The sequence below is a fragment of the Halobacillus sp. BBL2006 genome, from assembly GCF_000786645.1.
GTDB lineage: Bacteria > Bacillota > Bacilli > Bacillales > Halobacillaceae > Halobacillus.
Map to the genome: position 1 here is coordinate 1 of NZ_JRNX01000669.1, position 2,262 is coordinate 2,262.

Sequence of the window (2,262 nt, forward strand, 5' to 3'; positions counted from 1 at the left end):
GTGGCAGGTATCATGGTATTCATTTCACTTGATGAATTGCTTCCAGCTTCAAGAAGATATGGAGAGGCGCATTTATCCATCTATGGTGTTGTAGCAGGGATGGCCGTTATGGCGTTAAGTTTACTATTATTTATTTAATGAAAAACCCGTCAGATTTTTCTCTGACGGGTTTTTTAGCAAGATTTCCCTTCGATCAGATGCTCAATTTTCTCTGTAATGGCAGGCTTCGGCAGTTGGACTAATCTCCAGTTCAGCTTAATTTGCTGAGCCTGTTTAATTCCTAAACGAAGCACATCTTTTTCTCCAATTACATCGCTATTATGAAGGGCATCGAATTTTTCGTTCGCTTTCGATTGCAGCCACTCTTTAGCGAGTTGGATCAGTTTCTCGTTTCTTTCTGATTGTTCCATGGCTGGTGGATATGTAAATAAAAACTTCCCTTTTTGAAAGGCAAAGGTCGCTTGATCTTCATCTGACTCCTGGATTTTTAATCGATATGATCTACCGAGATAAGATAGCTTTTGTCCTTCCTCAAGCGTGAGCCGGTCTACCCGGTAAAGGTCTTCATGGATTTCCTGCCATTTCTCTAGAATCCATTCTGCCTTTTTCTCAAGGAAAGCTTTGACTTTATCCTCACTCCTTGATTGTGAAGCGGTCACTTTAATCCCGTTCAAATCATCGATATAAATTTTTACATAATGGATATTTGGTTCCGGATGCAGCGTGTAAGCGATCGTCGCATCGCCGCTTTTGATCTCTGGCACAAGGATTCCCCTTTCCTTTTCTTCTTATTAAAGTGTAATCAAATACTCCATGACCGTCAAAACTAAAAAGAAGAGTCCTCCTAGTGAAGGGCTCTTCTGGCAGGTTTACAAGGTAATGTTCGTGCTCCGCTTTTGAAAGTCAACATCCTGGTAATAGGTGTTTTTTACAAGTACGTTCGGTCCGAGACACTCGACAGCTGGACAATGACAATTCAGGTTTTGTGCTGTTTTCGTCCCCATCCAGGTTTGATAAGCATCAGGAAGCTTCGTATTTTGAATGTTTCCGAGCCCCGGTTCATCACCAAAGTCTGTCACGATGATGTCGCCGCTGAAGATGTTTACGTTCAAACGGGAACGTCCATCAGGGTCGTTTCTTACGGTCACGTTTTTCTCCTTATACAATCGTTTCAGCATATCCAAGTCATCCTGTGACGAACTACAAGGATAGTAAGGCAGTGTACCGAACAGCATCCACAAGTCTTGATCACGGTGATCGAGTAAGCGGTTGATTCCTTCTCGCATCTGTTTTAGATCTAGAGTTTCCAGGGAACTGGCAAAATCAACCGGATACATGGGATGAATTTCATGCCTCGCACACTTCATCTCTCTTACATGGTCATGAATTTCTTCAAGGTAAGGGAAGGTTCTTCGGTTCAACATCGTTTCTGCTGAAACCATCACGCCTTCTGCTGAAAGGCGTTGTGAATTTTCTACCATGCGGTCGAAAAACATCTTACGGTTATCTTCTGAAGGTTTTCGTTCCATACGAGCAAATCCGGTATGGGCGAATTCATCGATTGTTCCCCAGTTGTGTGAAATATGTAAAACATCGAGGTAGGGGATGATCGGAAGGTAACGTTTGTATGGTAAAGTCAAGTTTGAGTTGATTTGTGTACGGACTCCACGTTCGTGGGCGTATTTAAGCAGAGGCACGACATATTGCTCTACAGATTTTCTGGACATCATCGGCTCGCCGCCAGTGATACTCAGCGTACGAAGATGAGGAATTTCATCAAGTCTTATTAAAATCAATTCCATCGGCAAAGCGGCTGGATCTTTATCCTGCAAAGTATATCCGACAGCGCAGTGTTCACACCTCATATTACATAGAGTCGTGGTCGTGAATTCGATATTGGAAAGTGTCATCTCTCCATGTTCTTTTACATCCATAAATGTTTCTCACGGATCATACGACGGGGATAGCTCTTGAAGCTTCATGTCAGTACTCATCGTTATGAAACTTCCTTTCTATATATAATCTTGGTTAAAAAACAAACCAACTGATATCTTACCATTATTCTAGATAGAACCATAGCATTCCTTTGAAGATGACGGTGTAAATTGAAGTAACAGTTCTTCTTCTATGAAAAAGTTGTTCCACAAACATGCAGGATTGCGGAAGACTCAGTTTCGATATGTTTATGTAGTTTTAGGGTCGTTGGGGAAGGACTCGTCTAGCTGTAACGCCCAGACACTCGCGTCATAAGCAGAAAAATCA

Annotated in this window: 2 protein-coding genes and 1 pseudogene; 1 reads left to right on the forward strand and 2 read right to left on the reverse strand. The window is 42.2% G+C overall.

Annotated elements, in window-relative coordinates:
- Positions 1-138: pseudogene (locus LD39_RS22290) on the forward strand (zinc transporter ZupT); the annotation flags it as partial.
- Between the two features lie 35 nt (positions 139-173).
- On the opposite strand, the gene LD39_RS18000 reads toward LD39_RS22290, so the two are convergent.
- Positions 174-764 (reverse strand): YgjP-like metallopeptidase domain-containing protein, encoded by a 591-nt coding sequence (locus tag LD39_RS18000; protein ID WP_035551114.1) that lies wholly within the window; start codon positions 762-764, stop codon positions 174-176.
- 105 nt (positions 765-869) lie between these two features.
- Entirely contained in the window at positions 870-1,934 is a 1,065-nt protein-coding gene (gene yfkAB / locus LD39_RS18005; RefSeq protein WP_231572612.1) for a radical SAM/CxCxxxxC motif protein YfkAB, read from the reverse strand.
- Positions 1,935-2,262 lie beyond the last annotated feature (328 nt).

Bases quoted from the DNA above. Each gene is read 5' to 3' on its own strand.
- yfkAB (WP_231572612.1), bottom strand. From the start codon at position 1,934: ATGGATGTAAAAGAACATGGAGAGATGACACTTTCCAATATCGAATTC.